The organism is Ferdinandcohnia jepli (assembly GCF_047246645.1).
In the GTDB taxonomy this organism is placed as follows: Bacteria; Bacillota; Bacilli; order Bacillales; family Bacillaceae_L; genus Ferdinandcohnia.
Map to the genome: position 1 here is coordinate 20888 of NZ_JBFOKR010000027.1, position 22530 is coordinate 43417.

Consider the following 22530-nt stretch of genomic DNA (forward strand, 5'->3'; position numbering starts at 1 on the left):
ATATTGTGTTATGTCATCTTAGGTTAAGTACCTCATTAAATCTCCATTGATATTTTTAATTTGAATGATTATATCGGAATCCATCCATTATCAGCTCATCTCCCATATACTGAGCAACCCTCTGCGTAATCATTTTATTCTCGAACATTGATTTTCTAATATCCGAATGAGATTTAACGTGATTCAGATTATTCGCATCATCAATTATTAATTTTACTAATAGAATTTTAACGTAAAAAGGATCATCTACCTCTTCAATCCACTCCCACGCTTGCTCCGTAAAAAAAATCATATTATATTATTCATTAACAAAAGCAGCCACAATCAACTTTAATTTCTGTATAGGTAACGAGAGATATTGCATTAATCCTCCTTCTCCATCTTGATCTAAGACTTTTTTAATACTGTAGGCAATTGCTTTTAAAGTAAACTCTTGTTCGTCAGTTAATACAATCGTGCTGCCGTCATAGTATAGATAAGCATTTTCATCAGCTAAATACATTTTGTCTTCAGTGGAAGCTTCCTTAATTTCAAGAGCTGGACGGATTTGATTATGAAAGGCTAATAATTGATCTTCAATCTTGGTAATTTCCTGTTTTAACATCGTTTCGATTTCACTTGCTGTATTAGTTAAAAAAGACTCTAAATTTTTCGCAACCTCGGTTAATGGGATATATGTTTTTATCTCCCACCCGGTAAACATCATATCCATCACTACTGTACCAAATTGCCACTCCATCACTTCCGGATGACCAGAAACTTTGGAGAATGCATCTAAAAAGGAGAATTTTTCTCTTTGTAAGCAGAGCCATGTCCGGGCAATAGCTCTGATTACTTCTGAATCAGAAAACTGCGGTCCAAAGTATTCTCGTTTTACAACGTCTGCAAAAGGAAAGGCATTTACTAACTTTAAACTTTCATCATAAACTTGCTCCCATTCAATATTAGATATTCTACTAGGTACTATTGATAGATTAATATACGTTCCCACTATTTCTCACCTTAACTCTACTAAACTAAATAGTCGATTAGATTTTCCTTATTTTTTGTCAACCATCGGCGTTACTAATATGCTCAAGCCAAACTCCTCATAATCCCACATCTTAGTCCATGCATAAGTTCCTTCTGGTAAAATAAACTCTCTTTCCTCTAAATGTTGGATTGGCTTTTTTTTAGTAATACATCCATGGAAAGTTGCAGGATGAATTTTTACTAACCTACCGGTGTCATTAAAAAACACAAATTTCATTAAAGTACACTCCTTCTATTCATTATATTTCCTAGCCTTGCAAGGCTTCTTTTAACACTCAAGATTAATTGATATTTCCTTTCTTTTATCCGCTAACAATATTATCCAGTAAAAAATAATAATATACATAAGGCCTTTGGGTTTTTATTTTTTTGAGATAGTAGGTATAACATTTTTTAAAATTGAACATTATAGAGTTGTTAGTGCAATTTGTATGTCAAAGGAAAGAAGAAGTGCCTATGTGCATTTCTTCTTTTTCTTTCAAAAAATTTTTTCTTATTACCATGTCTGTTATTAAAATGAGAGAAATCCCAAGATATAATGATTCCTGATTAACCGGTTAATTCAAAAATTTAATAAATAACCAAATAAGCGAAGTCCGCTGGTTACATGATGTTATCTATTTAGATAACCATGTCCTGCGGACTTTTTTGTTTATCTCGGAGGTTTTCGAATGGAAGAAAGGAAACGGAAAAGATTAGATCCTCAGTGGATTAATAAAGTATTAGATTGTTGTGAAGAAATAGGCGTTTCCAAGGCTACTATAGAGCGTTTTAATCATTACTACGCCAAACCAAGGAGGGGTGACCATGCAAAATCTTCTCAAATTACTTCAAGAACTAAAAGTACCAAACATTGAGACAAAGATTATGATCGTACCAAATGATAAGAATAAAACACAGGAAGATACTTACCAGTTGCAACTAGATATAGATATTAGTAAAAACAGCAACTAGTATAAATTTCTTCACTCCCGTCAATGATTTTAAGTAATTGCTGATGGGAGGTATGTTTATGTCACGTAAACCAGTAGTCAAGGTGACGTTTAATGAAGAATTACAACCAGAATCCTATTATTTTCTTAAACGTTTAATTGAGAAAATGTTAATTGAACAGTTGGATTTAGATCCCAAAATGAAGGGGCTGCTGCTGATAAGCAGCAAACAAATTATTGAAAAGGAGTAAGTTATTATTATGGAAATACCACAATATATTGATGCAAAGAAATTGTATGATGAATTTGTTATCGTCTATAGTCGCGTGAGTTCTGCTAATCAGGATATTCAAAAACAAATTCTGTTAGCAGAAGCTTATGTAAATAATCATAACTACGAAAAGGAATCTGTTATTTGGTTAAAAGACAATGACGTATCTGCGAACAAACTTTCAATGGATGAGCGTCCTGCTTTGCAGGAGCTCCGATTACTGTTAAAACAAGGATTAATTAAAACCATTATTGTTTATAGTCGTGATAGGTTAGCTCGAAACTTTTATGAATATGTAGCGCTTGTAAAAGAGTTCTATCAATACGATGTAAATGTAATTTTCACCTCAACTAAACAACCGCCATTTTCAAAAAAGCTTTCTATCGAAGCTTTGTATGGTATTTTTGCGCAAGCTGAAGGACAGAGTATCATCGGAAGACGGGGTGATACGAATAAACAATACCCATCTAAAATCTTCGGGTTTAAAAAAATTGGTAAAAAGAAGGACACGAAATACGTGCCAGATGGTAAAGTTGAAAAGGATCTAAAGGCATTTCTTCTTGCCATTAAACAAGTGGAAAATGCCGAAAGTTTGTTTAAAATTCTTTTATCCTATAAAAAAATTCTTAAAAATAAAAACTATGATGATTTACTAAGGTATTTGCAGAATCCTTTTTATGCGGGACAGATGGAAACACCATATGGATATGAAAAGCTTCACCATGTTCAGCCAATAATTTCACTTGATGATTTCCAAGCTACCCAATCAATATTGAAAAGGTTAAAAAATGAGATATTTAATGCCATTTCCCTAGCAAGTAGTCATGGTATCATCATTCCTCACTGTAGCATATGTAAAAAAGTGATGACCTTTAGATCATCAGAGTTAGGAAAAAGCAGTTATTATGTCTGCAAAAATAAACATCCAAAAATTGTAGTACCTGTTGATGTTTTTAACAACTTAATTAGTAGTCACTTAAAAGATGTACTTGACTCAATATCTATTGATAAATTAAAAATTGATTTACTGGTTTATTTAAGGCAGCTCCAGAATGAATTTGAACAAAATCTCATAATTATAAACCGGCAATTAAACAACGTTCACAAAGAGTTGACTACCAACTTTTCAGCCCAATCAAATACAAAGTTGGATAAATTAATACAATCTTCTAGAAAACTAAAAGAAAACATCAAAGAAATTCACATTGCTATTATTAAAATTGAGGAGGCCCGTAAAGGGATAAATGACCATATTGGAATGATTAAAGAAAGTATGCTCATGGAAATACAAGAGTACGATTTGTATTATATATGCAATTTGTTCTTTTCAAAAATCGAAGTCAATAATACTTCACTCATTTACCATGTAACATTTGGTAAGTACTTTGATAAAGGTGATTCTTATGAGCTTCGAGCATAAACACGTTTACCTCGTTAATGATATGTTCTTAGTTACAGATCGTCCACGTCCAAAATATGAGCCAGTCAATTTGCCATGTAACATCTATAAGGACCCGATAAAAGTAATGACTGGCTATGTGCGGTGGTCAGATGATAGCCAAACGCTAGGGCATTCACTTGAAATACAAGAGTCAGTGATAATTTCTAGAGCAAAATTAGAGGGCTATCAAGTTGTAGTGTTATTTATTGATGAAGCAACCTCTGCCTATCACACACCCGCACAAAAACGTAAAATCATGCTTAACATGAAACACTATGTTTTAAGCAATTCAAATGTTACAGCAGTAATTTTTTATGAAGAATCCCGAGTAACAAGGTTAATCGAGGATTTTGTCCTAAATATCCTTGGACCAATTAAGTCAGCACGACCAAATTTTATTGTGTACTCAACTCAAATAGATGGTGAATGGGACGAAAATAACCCATATGTTCAAGCTAAACTTGCGTATGCACATGAAGAGGTCGTTAATAAATCTCAAAGGGGCTACGATTATCATAAAAGTGTTATTAAGGACTCTCATAATCCACAACGCCCCGGCTCACGTAACCCGTTCGGGTATGATAAGACGACGTTAAAAGATGATGAAATTGAACCAAATGAGTACTCGGTTTTAGTAATTTTCATTTTTTACCTATATAGCTTTGGTTATAGTGATAAGAAAATTGCTAAGTTATTAGATAAAGCTTCAATCCCTCCACCGTCCGTTGATGCAAAAGGATGGTCAGATTCAAGTATTCGGTACATTCTGTCCAATTATTGGTATATTGGGGATTTAGCATGGTTCGCTCGAACAAGTTATCATATAAGCAAAAAGAAACCGATGAATGAGATCGAATTTTTTAAAAATCATCACGATGCTCTCATAGGACCAAATTTATGGAACATCACTCGATTTTTTCGTGAATTTAAACAAGACAAAGACCGAATGAATAGTCCATTTATATTGCGTCACATTGTTTTTTGCGAAACCTGTGGAAAAAGGCTAGTTGCCAAGAATGCTACTCCTGCTAAATCAACAAAAAAATATAATTATTATCGTTGTCCAGAATGCAAGAATAAAATCAAAATGGAAGATTTACACCAGATTATTATAAGCGATTTTTCATCCCGTTGGACCAGAGAACTAAAGCATTATTTAGATAAAGCAAAAAAGATTCTTCATGTTTGGAAGAGTACTTTGAATGCAAAGCTTTCAAATTCGAGAAAAAAACTAGAAACTTTAAAATACGATTTAAGTATGCTCAAAGAAGATCACAAATATTATCCTGAATTAAAAGAGAGCTTTGAATTACAATTAGTGGCTATTGAAACTCAGAAACAACAATACCTTACTGTTAAAGAAGAAGTTGATTACCAACTCAAAGACAATATGCTATACGAATTATTAGGCAGATTTAAACAAGATATTTCATCTTACACGTTTGAAGAGCAGCGCTCACTATTACTGCTAGCAGTCGAAAAAATCTCGATAAACTTTGACGCTAATAATCAAACAACAATCGGATATCGCCTCACACCATTTGTAGATATAGAAAATATGATAAATTCTCTTGATGACGAATCCGCCTAGCTGCTGTTTTAAAACAGCAGTTTTTTTATATCTCATAGTACTTACTTTACCGAAGAAAACTTGATACTACTGCTCACATAACCGAAACATTTAATGGTTTCGTCTTATACTATGAATGTAGAATCGAGTAAACCCCTTGATATCAAGGCTTTTCACCGGTATATATTCGGCAAAGTACTTATCGAGCGATACGTCGATGCTTATATTACCGAAAGGGTTATTATCTTTATGCCCACTTTGCCGAAGTATTATACTCAATACCTTTAAGAGCATCTGATTTATAAAGATAAATTATTTAAGGCTTTCACTTTGATTTTTTCCATATCTTCATTTAATTCCAATTGGTGAATTTTCCTATGACAATTAGGACACAACGCAACAACATTATCGATTGTATCGCTTCCTCCTTTAGATAAATAGTTAATATGGTGAACCTCTAAGAATGGAACTCCATATTTATCTTTAAAGGGGGCTTCCTTATCACACAATTGGCAAATCCCTTGCGAAACTCTTCTTGCAAATTCTTTTATGTAGATGTTTCTATTATAGGATGTAGATTTTAATACTTTATGTTTATTGAACTTATTTGGCTGCTGATTAGCCACTTCCTTTAGTTCCTTTAATGACATTTTCTCAAAATACTCACTTTTCATTTCTTGAAATTCATCAATTAGACTTAGCACATGTTTCAATATATAAGGCCTGTAATTTTCTCTCCAATATTCTTGATCCCTCTTTATCTTCCATAAAGAATCATAATTACTGGCCCATGATTCCGTCAGATCTATTCCATAATCTTTTGCTTCTTTAATTATCTTTAGAGCCTCTTCTTTGGAGTTTGATAATAATATCTGTTGAATAAATAGAACACGATATCTACGGCGAGTTTTTTGTAATATCTTGTCTTTTAAAATCTTACAGTCTTCATAGTCTTCAATAAAGTGTATCAATGTGCCGTTAAAAAATTTGAAAGGTGGGTTAAAATTGTGTTCATTTAATTTATTGTAAAACATCTTAACTTGGTCATAATCTTCTAAAAAATAAACCATTACATTAAGATCTTGTATTGAAGGTCTTTTCTTCTTCTTTTTCATAAGATCTAAATATAATAGTATTTCAGATAGATTCATTGTAATTTCCATAGAAATCACCCTTTCTCCTTAAAAAGATTTCATATATGAAAGTAGGGCTATCAATACTCATGATAGCCCCAACTTTTACAAATCCATCCTAACCCCAAAATTTTTCAACCATTCTTTCCGTCTCTCATAATCTGGCATAACAGATGAGAGCAAGTCCCAAAAATCTTGTGAGTGATTCATATGATACATGTGACACATCTCATGAACAACGATGTAATCAATCACATGAGACGGTGCCATTGCACAACGCCAATTAAACAAAAGTTCGTTCTTAGAAGTGCAGCTCGCCCAGCGCTTTTGTTGTTCCTTCACTTTTATATCATTAGGTTTTTTCTTAAAGAAATGCTGAAAGTAATTAACTTTTTCTGTTACTTTCTCTAGGGTTTTCTCTCTATACCATTTTTCTAATGATATTCTTAATGGTTCTTGACTCTTTGTAGGAGTGGTAATAAGAAATTTACCTTGATAGAGTTTTACAGAAGGTTCCTTTATACTCTCATCAATTATAATTTGTAATGAGTAATTGCGCCCCATATACATAAAGGACTCTCCATTTACTAGTTCTCTGTTAATCTTTTGGAATTCCATATCCTTAAACAGAAATAACTTTTGTACAATCCACTGTGCCTTCTTTTTTACTTTTTGTTCAATTATTTCCTCTGGAGTATTTAGTGGGGCTACAACACTAACAATGTTCGGCGCCTCTACACTAATTTCCAACGATTTTCGTTCACGAAATTCTACTGAGTATTCAATTGTTTTTGTACCATATTCAATAGAACGAATCATTATTTTCAACCTCTTATTCTCTTGTTGCAAAGTGTTTTTTCGCTAGTTGTAGAAGAGGGCCGACTAATTGCTTTCTTACTTCAAGTTTTATTTGCTTGAAATACTTTGTTGTTAACATCATAAAGATGGAACGTTCAATGTCTGCTGTCTTAGATGGATTAGTTGTCCAATCAATTACCCATGTATTAGCAACAATATCAGCCACATTTTGGGCCATTTCTTTTGAAAGGTCAATAATATCTTGGCTAATGTATAATTCAGATGCCTCTTTTGCATGACCCGCTTTGGATACCTCTTCAGGGTCAAGAAGATGCTTCTTAATTACTTCAAAAAATGCAAATTCTTTTCTTGATAATCCAAGTGCTTCTGCTTCTTCAGTCTCACCTGTTTTAATATCCTTATTAATAAATTCTTCCAATTGCTTCTTTCTCTCTTCCCAATTGTTCCTAGTTTCATCAAGAATCTGCTGGAGTTTTTCTAATAAAGAGGTGTAATACACTGGATTGTCGTCCATCTTTACACTTATTACATGTTTTACAGCGTGTTCCATACTAGAAGCAATAGCCTCGTCTGACTTTAGAGTTTCGAGCTTCGTTTGGTAATCTTGATCAAAAAGAGTAATTGGCTTTATCCACTGTTGAACACCTTGGGATGTTAAGTGTTCATTTATGATTTTCCGAACCTTTTCCCCACAATCAGCTATATCTAGCTTTGTTTCTGGTTCAAATCTAGCCTTTGTAGCAGCTCGGATGTAAGAAAGCCATTTCAAATCATTTGTATTTTCAGTTGAGACATGACCGGGCATTAGTTGTTCCATTGTTCCAGCAAAGCGCTTATAAGCAAGTTCGAATTCAGCTCTTTTATCTTCAGGTTCTAATTGCTTAACTAATTGGTCAAGATTATCCTTTTCAATTCCCTTAAACATTCCCATAACCGCTTCACGATAAGAAAGCATTTGTTTATGAACTCCATCTAAAGATTCCATTGGTTCGCCCAAGTCTTCTTTATCAAATATCTTTAAAGCTTCCTCAAGATGATTTGAAATACCATAGTAATCTACGACATAGCCACATTTCTTCTTATCCCCAAATGTCCGGTTCACACGGGCAATAGCTTGTAATAGATTATGCTCCTTTAACGGCCTATCTAAGTACATCACTTGTTCAATAGGAGCATCAAATCCTGTTAGTAACATATCTTTGACTATAATAAAGCACAATTTATTCTCGGAAATGGGCTTCGTAAATTTATTAATGATATCTTCCTGTTCAGCCTTCGTTGTAAAATGCTCTTTCAAGTGAGGAGGATCATTTAGATTCCCTGAAAAGATTACTTTAACCTCTAATTCCTCACCCATGATATCTTTCATGTGTTTATTCAATGCATTGTAGTACTTAACTACTGCTTCACGAGAAACACATACTATTTGCGCTTTAAAACCGTTCGGATATATATATTCCTTGTAATGCTGAAGCATATCCTTGGCAATATCATCAATTCTTTCATCTGCCTCGACGATAGCTTTCTTATTAGCATATTTTTGTTTAATGGCTTCTTTTTCTTCATCTGTTCTGTCATCAAAAGCTTGATCAAATAATTGTTCTAATGTGTCAGCCTTTACTTGAAGGTCTGGCCTTCTTCCTTCATAAACAATACGTACGGTGGCACCATCATTTACAGCTTCTTGAATACCATATTTATCAATATAGGACCCAAAAGTCCGAGGTGTTGACTTGTCTTCTTTTTCAATCGGTGTGCCTGTAAAACCTATAAACGCTGCATTGGGTAAAGCATGACGCATATTCCGTGCATATCCTTTATATTGACTGCGATGAGCCTCGTCAGCCATGACAATGACATTTGATTTTAGGGTAAGAACAGGAAACTCTTTTTCAAGATACAAACCAGTTTGTTGAGTTGCATCTTTTAACACTTCCTGCTCTTCTTCGTCACTTTGAAACTTGTGTATCGTTGTCATAATGATTTGCGGCTGTGCATTTGATAGTAGTTCTTTCATGGTACTGACTTTATCCGCTCGAACTGGAGTAGTGATAGTCGATAAGGTTCTAAGGAATGTTTGGAAAATCTGCTTATCTAAATCAACACGGTCAGTTACAACAACGATAGTTGCATCCGATAATTCTTGTAATCTTCTTATCTTCCTAGCAAGAAGAACCATAGTGAGTGATTTACCTGAACCTTGTGTATGCCAAATGACACCTCCACGAGAAACTGAATCTCGTCCATACACTAAGCGATCAAGAGCTTTATTTACAGCACGAAATTGTTGATAGCGGCTAATCTTCTTTATTTTTCTAGAAGACGTTGTATCAACCTCAAATAATAGGAAGTTTTGTAGAATATCTAATAAGTTATGCTTCTCTAATAACCCTTGAAGGAATACATTTTGACCGTTATTTCCAACGTCTTCTATTTGCTCTTTTTTGTATGGATAAGGATCTTTCCATTCAACATAGTGAGTGTACTGAGAGCTAATCGTTCCAACATAAGCTCTATATTTATTTAAAATACCAGTAAAAAAATTGGTGTAAAATAAGCGAGGTGCGCCTTCAATCCGCTCTGAATCTCTCAAATCCATGTATCTTCGTAATTGATCAAAGGCTGCCTTCTTGCCGATATTCTCATTTTTTCCTTTTTCTAAGAAAGGAGACTTACATTCCAAAACAACGACTGGAATACCATTTATGAAAATAATGATATCAGGGATAATTTTTTCGTTTGGGCCTTGGATAACAAACTGCCTAGTCACTAAAAACTCATTGTTCTCAACATTGGTCCAATCAATAAACTTCACTGTGTGATAACTCTTTTTGCCTGACCCATCTATGTCTTGGTCAACTGCATAGTTTAAGTTAACAATAGCATCATAAATACGTTCATTAATCTCTAACAAGTTTGTACCGAGCTGTTCTGCTCTTGATAAAAAACGCACTGCTTTATTTAAATTTGATTCATCAATCCATGGATTTAACCGTTTAATTGCATTTTCCAATCGATGTAAGAGTATTACCTCATTCAACGATTCACGTTCATTTTTTTCTGGAGTTAACATTTCCCCATGAATAAACTTATATAGTAGCTTGTCTTGTAGATAATCTATGGCTGGCAATTCAACAAGCGTCTCTTCATTTCCTAGATAAGTAGCCATAATATCCCCCGCTAAATATTCACTCGAATTTTACCTTTTAACAGTTGTTTTGCTAAGCCATTTTTCATATTTTGAAGTTGGCTTTTAATATTTAAGTAGTGATTAATTTGATTATCTATCTCAAAAATAATCGAGGCAATCTTCTGTTGTTCTTCCAAACTAGGTAAAGGTAATTTAAGATTTCTAATTGTCTTTAATGAAAGATTTTTTATGGTAGTCCCTGTTAATTCAGACTGAAAATACTTCTGAACTCTATAAGACTCCAATGCATACATCAGAAATAATTCGGAAACCTCTTCTTTATTTACATTAATATAGGCAACACTCTTACCAAGAAGTACTTGTTCACCTTTATAAATTGCTGTATTTCCAATAGTACCATTGATTGATATTAAAACTGAATCATTCACTAAATGATTAGGATGTTTTTCAAGCTCTCTCCTTGATATTCTTTTAGCATTTCCCAATTTGCCGATTCGATGACTCACTAAGTTATTCCCATTAATAAATGCTACATCTCCATTTTCAGAGTATTCAGGAGTTGAATGGATACCATCTCCAATTTTAATTGTTATATCACTCAATAGTCTTACTTCCCAATCTAATGGAATATCACCAACTTCAGTCTTTTTAAACTCTTTGTTCCCAATACCTTCTTTCATTAACTTTTGAACTAGTCCATTTTTTAAAACTATAGTTTTTTCAATTAAAAAATTTGTTTCTTCTATTTGCCTATCAAATGTTGAAAGGATATTTGCAATTTCCTTTTGTTCATTAAGAGGGGGACAGTAAAACTTAACGGCACTAATATTAGATGCACTTAAACTCGGTACTCCAGTAGCTTCATTATATCTGTACCAGTTTATATTTTGGAATAAATAGTACATAAATTTCGGCACTACTAAATTAGTATCAATATCAGTATAAAAAAGTGTATCTATTGTCCAAAAGGGCCTATCCATATATTGCGGTCTATCAATTGTTCCTTTTCTTCCAATAAGAACAGACTCTTTATCAAAAAGAGGTTTATTCGCCCATCCTATTATTCCTCCGGTACCCAATATTGGAATATCACTATTATCTACTTCGATATTTTTTTGTGACTTCCCATACTTTACTTCTAGTACATCCCCTATCCTTTTTTCTTGCCAACCTTCTAGGGGAACTTCATTCTCTTTTAATTCCATAAAAATCACACCCTATATTTCATCGAGACCTAGTTCTCGTAAGTAATTATTTAACTTTGCTTCTGTCTTAGAAAATTCCTTTTTAATTTCCTTCAAATCATTAATTACACCACTAATATCAATTTCTTCCTCTTCCTCAGAAGTATCTATATACCGGCTAATATTTAAATTATATTCATTATCCTTAATAGTATTTATATCCACAATTGCAGCATACTTTTCAATATCTATAAATTCATTAAATGTAACAACAATTTTCTCTATATCTTCTTCACGGAGTTTATTCTTATTTCCATCCTTTATAAATTCTTGACTAGCATCTATAAACAAGACTTTATTTCTGCGTTCAAAAGGCTTGTTTTTATTAATAATGATTAGAGCAGCAGGAATAGTTGTCCCATAAAAGACATTCGAAGGTAGACCTATAACTGCTTCAACAAGATCATCTATTAAGTATCCTTGACGAATCTTCCCTTCTGCCCCCCCACGAAATAAGACTCCATGTGGGACAACTGTGCCTAATTTACCTTTTTGATTCAAACTCGCTACCATATGGGATACAAATCCTAAATCTCCATATGATTTCGGAGGAACACCGTATGAGAAACGATTATATGGATCATTTTCTGCTTCTTCAACACCCCAATTTTTAAGTGAGAATGGCGGATTGGCTAAAATAACATCAAACGTTTTTAATACTCCACCTTCTGTATGCATCGGAGTACGGATTGTATCACCTTTACGAATATCTGCCCCTCTAGCGAAGTGAAACAGCATATTCATTTTACAAATTGCCCATGTACTGAGGTTAATCTCCTGTCCAAATAAGGAAACATTTCGTTCATTTCCACCATTCTCTTTAATGTAATGCATAGATTCAATTAACATACCACCACTACCAACTGTTGGATCGTAAATTCGATCTCCTTCTTGTGGCTTTAATATATTTACCAATACTTTAACAACTTCACGAGGGGTATAGAATTCCCCACCCTTAGTACCTCCATCATCTGCAAATTGCTTGATTAGATATTGGTAAGCATCTCCTAGTACATCAGGATTCTCAAGATTTTCATATGCCAAATTGTGCTTATCAAATAATAGCAATAGCTGTGATAACTTTTTATCTGGAACACGTTCCTTGTCATTATAGTTAGCAGTAGTTAGAACACCTATCAATTCTGCGTTTTTCGGCTCATCTTCAATTGCTTTAAACGCTTTATCTAGTTCCGGACCAATATTTAAAGTTAGATTCTTTAGTTTGTCCCAGCGTGCAACAGGTGGTACGAAGAACGTTTCATACATGGTCGGTTCTTCTAGTAACACCTCAACTTCTTCCGCATCCATTCCTTGCGAAACAAACTCTTTTTCTTTAGTTTCTCTTTCAATTGAGAATTGATCGTTCATACGCTTTAAGAACATTAATCCGAATATGTAGTCTTTATATACAGCTGCATTCAATTCTCCACGAAGAATGTCCGCAGCATCCCATAACGTTTTTTCTAATTCTTGCAGTGTTAACTTACTCATTTAATTCATCCCTTCAATTAAAACAGTCTTACCTTACAATATATCACATTTCCTCAGTAGATTTTTTAAAACTATCTAGCATATTAGGTGAATCTCATTAATTTCCTTCCATTTTTTTAAAACAATTTTTCAAATTGCTATTCGAATGAAAAGATTTACCGTGTATCATGTTTCAGAATTTGATTGGAGGAGGATATATACAATGAAAACAACCAAAGAATATTCTACTTGGGAATCTCTACCCGATACTCTGACAGCAATGCACATCTCAGAATTTCTTGGTATTTCCAGAAGAAGAGTTTATGAATTGTTTCAAATACAAGTTGATAAGGGTGGGATTCCTCATTTTCGAATTGGAGCTTCTAAGAGAGTGGAAAAGGAAGACTTTAGACAGTGGGTTACACAATTGAAGAATAGAAATAGGAAGATCATCAGCTAAATTTATTTTAAAGAAAGAGAGGAATTATTATGAAAGGTCATTACTATAAAAGAGACTGCAAGTGCGAAGCGGATGATTGTACTTGCAAGTGGACATATGTTGTTGACAATGGAATTAACCCTAAAACTGGTAGAAGGCGTCAGAAATCTAAGGGAGGTTTCAGCACCAAACATGAGGCTCAAATGGCTGCATTCGCCTTCTTGGATGAGGTAAAAGAAGGGAAGTCTGTAGTTAAAAAAGACATTAAATTTAAAGATTTTATTCAAGACTGGTTAGAATATTATATTGATAGAAATGCACCAAAGCCCGGAACCATAGACAATAGACTTTATAGTATAAATAAATTAATGCCATTCTTTGCCCATCTAAACCTAAAAGATATTACTGAAGATATATATCAGGAAGCATTGCATACTTTAAAGAGTCAAAATCTAACCAGAAATACATTAGAAGGTATTCATACTACTGGGAAAATGATCTTTAATTTTGCAACTAGTAAAAAGGTTATTGAAACAAACCCAACAGAGCAGGCTTACATTAGAAAAGATCAAAAAACCATCATTGAGGATGATGTGGAAGAACTTCCTAATTTCTTCGAAAAAAATGAGCTTCTGATGTTTTTGGATACCGTTAAAGGAAAAGGTCTATATATGGATGAAGTCATTTTCACTACATTAGCCTATACAGGTATTCGTGTAGGAGAATTGGTAGCACTTCAATGGAAAGATATTGATTTTAAAAAACAAACAATCCGAATTACAAAAACGTACTACAACAAGAAAAATAATACCCGGAACTATCAACTGGTTCCACCAAAAACATTAAAGTCACGTCGTATTGTTTCAGTGGATGAAATTGTAATTAACGCACTTAAAAAGCATAAATTAGAGCAGGAAGCAGTAATTAGGCGTTTTGGGGACAGATACTCTGACTATGGGTATATTTTTGCTAACTTTAATCTTTATCCGGGCTATCCTGTCTTGATCAAATTAGTTGAAACAAGGATGGCAAGAATAATCAAGTTGGGAGAATTGAATAAAGGCCTTACTCCACACTCACTTCGCCATACACATACATCCCTACTCGCACAAGCTGGGGCAACTCTGGAAGAAATCATGGATCGGTTAGGCCATTATGATGAAGAGGTGACTCGAAAAGTATATCTTCATTTCACAACAGAAGTGAAAAGAGCCGCTTGTGATAAATTTAGTAAGTTATTACAGAGGTGATTAAAGTTATACTTTGAAAGCAAAATGTATTCATTTCGCTTTCCCTTACATATACAGTTTATATTTTCTCCATAATTAGGACTAACATTTGATCAATTGTTATACTAAGCCCTTTGATAGTTCTACAATTTTTTTAATATCTTCATATTCTGCTTTATCAAGAATATCTATCTCATTATTAGTAGCTAATAAAATTTGGTCTCTACATTTAGTTATTCTTTGAATCATCGGATGTATATTTAAACTAGTCAGGTTAACAAAATCATACAAATCTTCTATACATGTAGGTAACTTATATCCCTTATTACTACTGGCAATTAATAACCCATTGTCGCGTAACTTAGATACAATATTAGATCTAAAGTAATGGATGTTAATCTTTTGGTTTCTAATAGCATTTAGGTTATCAAGAATTTCATGTGTATATATATATTCATTTGGGTTTTGGTACGTTTTAAATAACAAAAACTTCAAAAAATCAACTCTGTCCTTTTCATCAATATCTTCGATATTGCCAGACTTATCTATATATTGGTAAGCCAAGTTGACAGCCTGTTTTAAGATTACTTCATCATATGGCGTTTTATTTTCATTTTTTGACCGATCAACCAAAAAATTTCTATAGTCCTTTGGCCAATATTCTAACCTAATAATGTGTTTTTCTAAGATCTTATAAAAAGTCTGATATTCATCTGTAAGTTGGTTTTTATCATATCCCTTAGCGAGTGTCCCCGCCAGTAGATCAGCTAATTGAATAAGGATATTAGACTTACTATTATTAAAACCGAAACTGGAGAAGTTAAATAAATCGGGCATACTCCTCCGTTTCACATACACTTTGAACTCTTCCATGAACTCTTTATTTCCATACTCATCTGCTACAAGCTCCAGTTGGTCAAAAGTTCTATATAAATCATCATATAATAGTCTATTTAAAAATTTAAAAAAAGTCTTTTTATAACGAATTCCTGCGTTCTCTCTTATTTTCCTTTTATCTATAACATAAGCAAAAATATTGAAAGGCAGACCTTTTAGTTCATTTAGAATCAAACTTCTTCTCTTGTGGTTGTTTCTGATTTTACTGGATTTCATTTCACCAGCCTGAAAAAACCTCTGCCTTATATATTCTACTTTTTCCTCTAATATCTCTTTATTAGAACCTTTAACTAGAACAGCAACAATTATAAAATGTGTAGAAACGTCATTTTTCTCAAAATCAAAGCCATAGTTTCCATATTCATCTACAAAAGCAAATTTAACATCGTTCACCAGCTATTCACTCCAACTTATAGTAATAATTATTATGAATAATTTCTACAAATTGTTCTCATTTACCTCCTGATTTTAGGAATTAATTGTAACAACTAGACAATTGGACATACCAATTCATAAACATTATAGCTACATTCTCTTTTAGTAGCTCTTGGAAGGAATTGTTCTTTTTTATATTGGACATAATGGAAATTCAGTAACAAATCCATCCAGAAAGTGAGGTTTTCAAATGAAATGAAAGGACATTTTTACCGGCGAAACTGTACTTGCAAGAAGAAAAAATGCATATGTGGTTCAAAGTGGGCTTTCACCATTGATATAGGAATAGATCCAATCACTGGGAAGAGAAAGCAAAAAGTAAAAAGCGGCTTTAATACTAAGCAAGAAGCTGAAGAATTTGCTGCTACTCTAATTCATGAATTAAACCAAGGAACATATTTAGAGGAAACAGATAAAACTTTTAGTGATTTTGCAAAAGAATGGCTTCCCGTTTACAGCGAAGCAAAAGATGTAAAGCCCGGAACCATTCGAGTCCGTCTCCATGAAATCGGTAAATTGTTACCCTACTTTGCTCAATTAAAATTGAAAGACATCACACGAAAGATGTATCAGGATGCTCTAAACAACTTAAAGGACAAAGGGTATTCTGATAGCACGAGAGAGGGAATTAATAGGACAGGAAGGATGATATTCCGAAAAGCACTAGAACTGGAACTGATAAAAAAAGATCCCACTGAATTCGCCTATGTAAAAAAAGAAAAGAAAACAATTGAACAATTAGAAGAAGAGGAGGTTCCCCGATACCTTGAAAAAGAAGAGCTTGCCCTGTTTTTAAAAACAGCCAAGAATCACGGTCTGGAGCATGATTACTTGATGTATTTAATTTTAGCCTACACCGGAATAAGGGTTGGTGAACTGGTTGCTCTCAAGTGGAAAGATATAGACTTTATTAACCATACGATTAGCATTTCCAAGACGTATTATAATCCGAAAAATAATACATTAGAGTATCAGTTAGTCACACCAAAGACAAGAAAGTCACGAAGGAAGATCATTGTTGACGAGGAAGTTATAAATGCTTTGAAGGATCACAAAAACACTCAAAATCAAGTGATTAAACGTTTAGGTGCGGATTACTATAACAAAGATTTCATTTTGGCCAAAATGGAAAGACAATACGGCTATCCCATCGTAGTTAAAAATGTGAGAGATCGAATGAAAAGACTTCTTAGAATCGCAGGACTAAACGAAGATTTAACGCCCCATAGTTTAAGACATACGCACACGTCACTTCTTGCCGAGGCTGGTGTTAGTCTCGAACAAATTATGGATCGCTTAGGTCATACTGACGATCAAATTACGAAAAATGTGTATCTCCACGTAACCCAAGAAATGAAAAAAGAAGCCTCTCAAAAGTTCGCTGAACTCATGAGAAGCCTCCGTTAATTTACCTCAATGTTAGCAAAATGTTAGCATTTTACTCTCATCTTACTCAAAAACCCACTCATATCAAGGGTTTGAGGGCATTATTACATCATGCCGCCCATTCCACCCATGCCGCCCATGTCAGGCATTCCGCCTTGGCCAGCTGGTTCTGGGATGTCAGCAACTACTGCTTCAGTTGTTAAGAACATAGCTGATACAGATGCTGCGTTTTGAAGTGCTGAACGAGTAACCTTAGTTGGATCAACGATTCCAGCTTCGAACATGTTTACCCATACACCAGTTGCTGCGTTGAAACCAACACCTAGTTCTTCATTTTTCAAGCGTTCTACAACTACAGATCCTTCAAGACCAGCGTTGTGAGCGATTTGGCGTACTGGCTCTTCTAAAGCACGAAGAACGATTTTCACACCAGTAGCTTCGTCACCTTCTAATTGAAGAGCAGCCACTTTGTTGTATACGTTCACTAGTGCAGTACCGCCACCAGATACGATACCTTCTTCAACTGCTGCACGAGTTGAGTTAAGAGCATCTTCGATACGTAGTTTGCGCTCTTTTAATTCAGTTTCAGTAGCTGCACCAACTTTGATTACCGCTACTCCACCTGCTAATTTCGCTAAGCGCTCTTGCAATTTTTCTCTATCAAATTCAGAAGTAGTTTCTTCCATTTGAACACGGATATTGTTAACGCGAGCTGCGATTTGAGCAGACTCACCAGCACCTTCTACGATTGTAGTGTTTTCTTTTGTCACTACGATCTTAGCTGCGCGGCCTAATTGAGTAATATCTGCTGATTTAAGGTCTAATCCTAAATCTTCAGTGATTACTTGGCCACCAGTTAAGATTGCAATATCTTCTAACATTGCTTTACGACGGTCACCGAATCCAGGAGCTTTTACAGCAACTGCATTGAATGTACCACGAAGCTTGTTAACTACTAATGTAGCAAGAGCTTCACCTTCTACGTCTTCAGCAATTAGTAATAATGGTTTACCTTGTTGTACAACTTGCTCTAATACTGGTAGGATTTCTTGAATGCTAGAAATCTTTTTGTCAGTGATTAAAACATATGGGTTGTCTAGAACTGCTTCCATTTTATCAGAATCAGTTACCATGTATGGAGATGCATATCCGCGGTCGAATTGCATACCTTCTACTACTTCTAGTTCAGTAGAGAATCCTTTTGATTCTTCGATAGTGATAACACCGTCGTTTCCAACACGTTCCATAGCTTCAGCAATTAACTGACCAACTTCTTTATCATCAGCAGAGATTGCAGCAACCTGTGCAATAGATTCTTTACCTTCGATAGGTTTAGAAATTGTCTTTAACTCTTCTACAGCTACCCCTACAGCTTTTTCAATACCTTTACGGATAACCATTGGATTTGCACCAGCTGTAACGTTTTTCAAGCCTTCACGAATCATAGCTTGAGCAAGTACAGTTGCAGTAGTAGTACCGTCACCGGCTACATCATTAGTTTTGCTAGCTACTTCAGCAACTAACTTGGCACCCATGTTTTCAAATGCATCTTCTAATTCGATTTCTTTTGCAATTGTTACACCGTCATTTGTGATAAGAGGTGAACCGAACTTTTTCTCAAGAACCACGTTTCGTCCTTTTGGTCCTAAAGTTACTTTTACTGCATTTGCTAGTGCATCAACACCGCGAAGCATCGAACGGCGAGCTTCTTCACTAAATTTAATTTCTTTAGCCATTTATAAAGACCTCCTCAAAGATTTAATTAAAATAGTATGATATAGTCCTGCTATTAACCTACAATAGCTAGAATGTCGCTTTCACGTAAAACTAAGTATTCAGTACCTTCGTATTTCACTTCAGTACCAGCATATTTTGAGAAGATAATGCGATCACCGACAGCAACCTCTAAAGCTACTTTTTCACCGCTATCTAGTACACGACCTGTACCAACAGCAACTACTTTACCTTCTTGAGGTTTTTCCTTTGCAGAATCCGGTAAAACAATTCCACTTGCAGTCTTTTCCTCTGATTCAACTAGTTCAATAACAACGCGATCACCTAATGGCTTTAACAAGTAAAACAACCTCCTCAAATAAATTTTATTAGATAGTTTTGTCCTTTTATTAGCACTCAAACCACTTGAGTGCTAACACAATTATTATATTAAATAATCTCTATTTTTTTTGCAAGTATTTGAATGCAAAAATTTTAGAAAAACATATTTTGTGTCTCCAATAATGAAGGAAAACCATTGTTTTCAATCTCTAAATCAAACTGTCCTACCTATCTATCCTATGTAAATGTCAGGAAAAATAAACCAGTATTTTAAATTTATTTAAATGCCTCTATGAAAATTTGGTTTTGCATAATACTAATAGATAATTATGAATATATGGTACAATACATAGCGTGTAATACTTGGTCCTGTTGTTAGTTTTTTACCGAAAAAAATCTATTTTTTTTAAAGGAGACTTACATTGAAAGCACGATATTGGTATGTCATTCTAACTTATATAATCATGCAATTTTCAGGTATAATTGGTATCCCTCTTTTACTTCTTCTTGGTATTGGTGATGGATTAGATCCTGAATCTGGGCAAAATACAATTGTTTCATATTGGACAGTTATTAGCTTTGTCGCAGCACTACCAATCGTTTTATTTTTCTTACGACAAGATATAAGGGATCGCCACGAAAATCTTTATCGTTCAACAAAAGGTGAAGCTTTTGGATGGGCAATTGCAGGTATTTTTATGGCAATGACCTCTCAAGTTATTGCAGCCAATATTGAGATTCACCTGCTAGGAATTGAAGCTGGTTCAGAGAATACCCAGCAAATCATGGCTCTTGTTAAAACCTTACCATTACTAATAATCGTTGTTTCCGTTATTGGTCCAATTTTAGAAGAAATTATCTTTCGACAAATTATCTTTGGATCATTGTATAAGAAATTCAACTTTTTTATCTCTGCATTAATAAGCTCGTTAATATTTGCAGTGGTACACATGGATTTTACACATATTCTAATCTATACAGCAATGGGCTTCACTTTTGCATTCCTTTATGTAAAAACAAAACGTATCATCGTTCCGATCTTTGCACATGTTGCGATGAATACCTTTGTAGTAGTTGTTCAAACAATTTTTGCAGATGATATAGAAAGGATTATGAAGGAAGCTGAGAAGATACAACAGACGTTTATTGGAGGATTTTAATTTATGCGACGAACTTCACCCTTTGCGATGGGTATCATCTATTTATTAATGGGTGTACTTTTTACTTATATTGCAATAGGAAGTGCAACTGAGACCGTATGGAACTTTTCCACCATTTTATTAGCGCTAGTTGCTACATTTGATTTCGGAATAGCCATTCGGATGTTTGCTTTACACAGTAAAATTAAAAAAATGACAAAAAAATAGCCTCCAATTAGGAGGTTATTTTTTATTCGATATTATTCGCAGCCTGCATTTCGGCTTTCAACACTTTTCGATAAGCACTCTTAGAAACAATAATACTAATTTCATAAAGTCCAAAAAGCGGTACCGTCACCATTAAATGCGATATTATTTCTGGAGGAGTAATTAAGCCTCCGATTACTAGTAAAATAAAATAAGCATATTTACGGACTTGTGCAAGAAACATTGGTGTAACAATTCCAAGTCTAGTTAAAAACATGATTACTACTGGTAATTGAAACAAAAATCCAAATGGTAGTGTAAGTTGTAGTAGAAATTGAAAATACTCATTAATACCAATGACTTGATTGATTTCAAGTCGACTTGCTAATCTTCCCATGAAATTTACAACAAACGGGAAGAGAATAAAGTATGAAAATGAGACCCCAAGTAAAAACAAACCTACTGAAATAGGAATATAACTTAAGGTTACTCTTCTTTCCTTCTCATATAATCCAGGGCTAATAAACGCCCATAGCTGATAGAGTACGAAAGGTGAAGATATAATCAATGCAATAATAAACGCAAATTGCATATATATCTTAATTGGATCAGTCATACGGAAAGCATTCATTGTTAGCTCTTTAGCTTCTTCTGCATTTTGCAAATAAATAATTAAAGGCTCGGCTAGAAAAAAGCTTCCTAGCGCAACAATGAAGAAGAAAACGACTACATAGATAAGTCGTTTTCGTAGTTCTCCTATATGATCATAGACAGACATTTCTTTTTCGCTCATGTGACTCATCCTATCATTACTTCACATCTTGTGTCTTTTTATCGTCGTCATCATCGTCATCTGCTAAACCTTTTGTTGCGTTTTTAAATTCACGCAATGTATTACCCGCTGCTCTTCCTAACTGAGGTAATTTTTTTGGTCCAAAGATTAGCAAAGCCGCAAAAACAATCAAAATAATACTACCGAATCCTAAGCTCCCCATTGTGAGTCACCTCCTCAAAAGTATTTTTCTCTATTTAATTATTCACCTGAATAATGCTTTAAGAAATAAACAAGCGCTTGTAACTCTACCGCCAGGTCAATGTGATGAACCCTAATATCATCCGGTACATTAATTCTAGCAGGTGTAAAGTTTAAGATACCCTTTATCCCTTTATTTACTAAGCGATCAGTAATTGGTTGGGCTGCACCGACCGGCACGGTTAAAATTGCTACTGTCACATCATCAGGAAGCATTTCTTCAAGATCATCTAAATGATGGACTTTTACGCCTCCAATACTGGAGCCAACCTTATTATAATCCACATCGAACGCAAGCTCAATTTTTGTGTTATTGTTTTTTGAAAAATTATAGTGTAAAAAGGCAGTTCCTAAATTACCTACTCCAATTAGGGTAACCTTTGTTAATTCATCTTGGTCAAGGGTTTTACTGAAAAATGATAATAAATAGTTTACATTATACCCGTAACCCTTTTTTCCCAGAGCACCGAAATATGAAAAATCCCGTCGAATGGTAGCTGAATCTACCTTTACCGCATCGCTTAATTCAGACGATGATACTCTTTGCTTACCTGAGGCATGAAGATTTTTTAAAAACCGATAATAGAGTGGTAATCTTTTGGCTGTAGCTTGTGGTATTTTTGATTGATCAAGATTCACCTGACATC

23 protein-coding genes are annotated in these 22530 nt (G+C 34.2%); 9 read left to right on the plus strand and 14 right to left on the minus strand.

Annotated elements, in window-relative coordinates:
• Positions 1-55 precede the first annotated feature (55 nt).
• Genes AB3M96_RS21735 through AB3M96_RS21745 form a run of 3 tightly spaced genes read right to left on the minus strand, consistent with a single transcriptional unit; the run spans position 56 to position 1249 of the window.
• Positions 56-292 (minus strand): hypothetical protein, encoded by a 237-nt coding sequence (locus AB3M96_RS21735; protein WP_412969703.1) that lies wholly within the window; start codon positions 290-292, stop codon positions 56-58.
• A gap of 6 nt (positions 293-298) precedes the next feature.
• Positions 299-991 carry a hypothetical protein gene (locus AB3M96_RS21740; RefSeq protein ID WP_412969704.1) on the minus strand — a complete coding sequence of 231 codons (693 nt, stop codon included), beginning with the start codon at positions 989-991 and terminating at the stop codon, positions 299-301.
• Positions 992-1039: 48 nt separating this feature from the next.
• Complete coding sequence (locus AB3M96_RS21745; protein ID WP_412969705.1) at positions 1040-1249, minus strand: hypothetical protein; 210 nt, start codon at positions 1247-1249, stop codon at positions 1040-1042.
• A gap of 590 nt (positions 1250-1839) precedes the next feature.
• Here AB3M96_RS21745 and AB3M96_RS21750 point away from each other — a divergent pair.
• Genes AB3M96_RS21750 through AB3M96_RS21765 form a run of 4 tightly spaced genes read left to right on the plus strand, consistent with a single transcriptional unit; the run spans position 1840 to position 5267 of the window.
• Positions 1840-1986, plus strand: coding sequence for a hypothetical protein (locus AB3M96_RS21750; protein ID WP_412969706.1), 147 nt, complete (start codon positions 1840-1842; stop codon positions 1984-1986).
• 58 nt (positions 1987-2044) lie between these two features.
• On the plus strand, positions 2045-2215 hold the full coding sequence (locus AB3M96_RS21755; protein WP_412969707.1) for a hypothetical protein: 171 nt from the start codon (positions 2045-2047) through the stop codon (positions 2213-2215).
• A 9-nt stretch (positions 2216-2224) separates the two neighbouring features.
• The gene (locus AB3M96_RS21760) at positions 2225-3655 is read left to right on the plus strand and encodes a recombinase family protein (protein ID WP_412969708.1); all 1431 of its coding nucleotides are present in this window, start codon (positions 2225-2227) and stop codon (positions 3653-3655) included.
• The gene (locus AB3M96_RS21765; RefSeq protein WP_412969709.1) at positions 3639-5267 is read left to right on the plus strand and encodes a recombinase family protein; all 1629 of its coding nucleotides are present in this window, start codon (positions 3639-3641) and stop codon (positions 5265-5267) included. Before AB3M96_RS21760 ends, AB3M96_RS21765 begins: the two co-directional genes overlap by 17 nt.
• A 278-nt stretch (positions 5268-5545) precedes the next feature.
• On the opposite strand, the gene AB3M96_RS21770 is transcribed toward AB3M96_RS21765, so the two are convergent.
• From AB3M96_RS21770 to AB3M96_RS21790, 5 genes are all read right to left on the minus strand, one after another.
• The gene (locus tag AB3M96_RS21770; protein WP_412969710.1) at positions 5546-6409 is read right to left on the minus strand and encodes an HNH endonuclease; all 864 of its coding nucleotides are present in this window, start codon (positions 6407-6409) and stop codon (positions 5546-5548) included.
• 75 nt (positions 6410-6484) lie between these two features.
• Positions 6485-7198: a M48 family metallopeptidase gene (locus AB3M96_RS21775; RefSeq protein WP_412969711.1), complete on the minus strand. Its 714-nt coding sequence runs from the start codon at positions 7196-7198 to the stop codon at positions 6485-6487.
• 13 nt (positions 7199-7211) lie between these two features.
• Positions 7212-10367: a type I restriction endonuclease subunit R gene (locus AB3M96_RS21780; RefSeq protein WP_412969712.1), complete on the minus strand. Its 3156-nt coding sequence runs from the start codon at positions 10365-10367 to the stop codon at positions 7212-7214.
• 11 nt (positions 10368-10378) lie between these two features.
• Positions 10379-11554: a restriction endonuclease subunit S gene (locus AB3M96_RS21785; protein ID WP_412969713.1), complete on the minus strand. Its 1176-nt coding sequence runs from the start codon at positions 11552-11554 to the stop codon at positions 10379-10381.
• Between the two features lie 12 nt (positions 11555-11566).
• A complete protein-coding gene (locus AB3M96_RS21790) occupies positions 11567-13084 on the minus strand; it encodes a type I restriction-modification system subunit M (protein ID WP_412969714.1) in 1518 nt (505 codons plus the stop codon).
• A gap of 202 nt (positions 13085-13286) precedes the next feature.
• On the opposite strand from AB3M96_RS21790, the gene AB3M96_RS21795 reads away from it, so the two are divergent.
• Positions 13287-13523 (plus strand): helix-turn-helix domain-containing protein, encoded by a 237-nt coding sequence (locus AB3M96_RS21795; protein ID WP_412969715.1) that lies wholly within the window; start codon positions 13287-13289, stop codon positions 13521-13523.
• A 29-nt stretch (positions 13524-13552) separates the two neighbouring features.
• Positions 13553-14752: a site-specific integrase gene (locus AB3M96_RS21800; protein ID WP_412969716.1), complete on the plus strand. Its 1200-nt coding sequence runs from the start codon at positions 13553-13555 to the stop codon at positions 14750-14752.
• 99 nt (positions 14753-14851) lie between these two features.
• Here the strand turns inward: AB3M96_RS21800 and AB3M96_RS21805 are convergent, their stop codons facing one another.
• Positions 14852-16021 carry a DUF3800 domain-containing protein gene (locus tag AB3M96_RS21805; RefSeq protein ID WP_412969717.1) on the minus strand — a complete coding sequence of 390 codons (1170 nt, stop codon included), beginning with the start codon at positions 16019-16021 and terminating at the stop codon, positions 14852-14854.
• 237 nt (positions 16022-16258) lie between these two features.
• On the opposite strand from AB3M96_RS21805, the gene AB3M96_RS21810 reads away from it, so the two are divergent.
• Positions 16259-17470, plus strand: coding sequence for a site-specific integrase (locus AB3M96_RS21810; protein WP_412969718.1), 1212 nt, complete (start codon positions 16259-16261; stop codon positions 17468-17470).
• A gap of 83 nt (positions 17471-17553) precedes the next feature.
• Here the strand turns inward: AB3M96_RS21810 and groL are convergent, their stop codons facing one another.
• Positions 17554-19185: a chaperonin GroEL gene (gene groL, locus AB3M96_RS21815; protein ID WP_412969719.1), complete on the minus strand. Its 1632-nt coding sequence runs from the start codon at positions 19183-19185 to the stop codon at positions 17554-17556.
• A 53-nt stretch (positions 19186-19238) separates the two neighbouring features.
• Positions 19239-19523, minus strand: a complete 285-nt coding sequence (gene groES, locus AB3M96_RS21820) for a co-chaperone GroES (RefSeq protein ID WP_412969720.1) — start codon at positions 19521-19523, stop codon at positions 19239-19241.
• 403 nt (positions 19524-19926) lie between these two features.
• On the opposite strand from groES, the gene AB3M96_RS21825 reads away from it, so the two are divergent.
• Together AB3M96_RS21825 and AB3M96_RS21830 are read left to right on the plus strand one after the other, a co-directional pair.
• Entirely contained in the window at positions 19927-20664 is a 738-nt protein-coding gene (locus AB3M96_RS21825) for a CPBP family intramembrane glutamic endopeptidase (protein WP_412969721.1), read from the plus strand.
• 3 nt (positions 20665-20667) lie between these two features.
• Complete coding sequence (locus AB3M96_RS21830; protein WP_412969722.1) at positions 20668-20871, plus strand: YdiK family protein; 204 nt, start codon at positions 20668-20670, stop codon at positions 20869-20871.
• A gap of 22 nt (positions 20872-20893) precedes the next feature.
• On the opposite strand, the gene tatC is transcribed toward AB3M96_RS21830, so the two are convergent.
• Genes tatC through AB3M96_RS21845 form a run of 3 tightly spaced genes read right to left on the minus strand, consistent with a single transcriptional unit; the run spans position 20894 to position 22522 of the window.
• On the minus strand, positions 20894-21643 hold the full coding sequence (gene tatC, locus AB3M96_RS21835) for a twin-arginine translocase subunit TatC (protein WP_412969723.1): 750 nt from the start codon (positions 21641-21643) through the stop codon (positions 20894-20896).
• A gap of 16 nt (positions 21644-21659) precedes the next feature.
• Complete coding sequence (locus tag AB3M96_RS21840; RefSeq protein WP_412969724.1) at positions 21660-21845, minus strand: twin-arginine translocase TatA/TatE family subunit; 186 nt, start codon at positions 21843-21845, stop codon at positions 21660-21662.
• 38 nt (positions 21846-21883) lie between these two features.
• The gene (locus AB3M96_RS21845; RefSeq protein ID WP_412969725.1) at positions 21884-22522 is read right to left on the minus strand and encodes a redox-sensing transcriptional repressor Rex; all 639 of its coding nucleotides are present in this window, start codon (positions 22520-22522) and stop codon (positions 21884-21886) included.
• Positions 22523-22530 lie beyond the last annotated feature (8 nt).